Annotated in this window: 1 protein-coding gene; it reads right to left on the bottom strand. The window is 33.2% G+C overall.

The features are described 5' to 3' along the window. Nucleotides 1–56: 56 nt before the first annotated feature. Nucleotides 57–1,052, bottom strand: a complete 996-nt coding sequence (locus tag ES765_RS21490) for an IS110 family transposase (RefSeq protein WP_138116587.1) — start codon at nucleotides 1,050–1,052, stop codon at nucleotides 57–59. Nucleotides 1,053–1,328: the final 276 nt, after the last annotated feature.

Below are 1,328 nucleotides of genomic sequence, written 5' to 3'. Positions count from 1 at the left end.
TCTCACAGTATTCTATGACTAAAACAAATTATATTTCACATTTTTTCAAATTAATTTTATGCTGCAAATTTCATTAAATCTACATAGGGAGATTTCCTTTTAATGACAGCAAATATCCTAGCCAATATTTTGTTTCTGACAATGTTTATTGTTGACATTTTGTTTTTCCCCAAGGCGATTCTTTTCTCATAATATAATTTCATCTCTTCGTTGTACTGGATGGAAGATTTAGCACATAGATCCAACAGACTCTTCAATTTCTTATTGGCTAAATGGCTTACTTTGGTTCTTCCTCTAATACTTGAACCCGAAGTGTTTGGAAAAGGAGCTACACCGCAATAAGAAGCGAATTTTCTCCAACAGTCAAACTTTTCAAAGCCCTCTGTGAATACTATCATATAGAGCGCGGTTTGTTTTCCTACCCCCTTTATAGTGATTATCAGTTCATATTGGTTTCTGAGATTGTCGTCTTCAGTAACAATGCTTTCTACTTCTTGTTCAATTGTATCTATTTCTTTAGTCAGACATTTAATAAGGATTTTTTGAGTTTTTAAAAGTAATTTATTTTCACTTCTTGAAAGTATTTCCGATTGCTCCTTTAAACTCATTTTATAGCCGGCTCTTTGTTTTACCATCCGTTCACGTAGTGAGAATAAGCGTTTTAATTTAACGATACTCTCAGAACTTGGGACATGCGATTTTAGGCGATCCCGTTTTTCATAAGCGTAGAGGGCTATTCTTTTAGCATCTGCTTTGTCATTTTTCCCTCTGGTCATTCCCATAGACTGTTTAATTTCCAATCCAGGTAAAATCACATAATTAAAGTTTTCTGCAAACAAAAAGAGAGATATATTGTAACAGTATATTCCTGTATGTTCCATGGCGAACATGAGGTTTTCTCTAGGGAAATCACTATTCTTTTCCAACCACTTGACCATTTGCTTAAAACCTTTTTTATTGTTCTCAAATTGCCGGTGTAGGTCTTTTTTGTGAAGGTGCGTATCGATCACTTTCTTACTGATATCAACGCCAACGGTTTCTAAAATTTCCATATGTTCAATTATTAAATTAATGGTTACTTTGACTAAAACCTTTAGTAATTTATTACTAATTAATATTCTATCTGGTCCTTTGTAACCGACTATAAAAGAGCGAGGACTAATACTGTGATTAGAGATGAAGCTCTAGAACCGTACAAAGTTCACCCCGCTCTTTTCAATAAAAATATGAACATTTAATAAGATATTAGTCTCCCCCAGACCCCTCTTTTCAACAACATCAATATTAAGATAATTATGTGTTATTTCTAAATTCAAATCTAAAGGAAC

Origin of the sequence: Maribacter sp. ACAM166 (assembly GCF_005771495.1) — a bacterium.
Lineage (GTDB): Bacteria > Bacteroidota > Bacteroidia > Flavobacteriales > Flavobacteriaceae > Maribacter.
The sequence above is the reverse complement of the archived record's forward strand: the minus strand, read 5'-3'. Positions and strand labels throughout refer to the sequence as shown.